1 pseudogene is annotated in these 255 nt (G+C 42.4%); it reads right to left on the bottom strand.

What is annotated here, in order from left to right:
- Nucleotides 1–255 (bottom strand): annotated as a pseudogene (locus tag HMPREF3249_RS05215) (IS30 family transposase); the annotation flags it as partial.

Consider the following 255-nt stretch of genomic DNA (forward strand, 5'->3'; position numbering starts at 1 on the left):
GTACCAATCCTAAATCTTCCACGTGTTTCTTTGGGTTGTCGAGTTTTTCCTTTACGACGAAGGACGCTCAAATCCAGATCAATCAAACCAGCATAGAGCCAGTTATAGATGGTTTTAAAAGCTACCATTGGCTTTTGTTCAAGCTGATAGCGGCCACAAATCTGTTCAGGCGACCAGGAGGATTTTAAACCGTTCTCAATTTCCTTTTTCAACTTTGGTGTCAAACAAGACTTCCGACCTTTTTGCTTAGCCCTG

It is taken from the genome of Streptococcus sp. HMSC36C04 (assembly GCF_001839535.1).
In the GTDB taxonomy this organism is placed as follows: Bacteria; Bacillota; Bacilli; order Lactobacillales; family Streptococcaceae; genus Streptococcus; species Streptococcus hominis.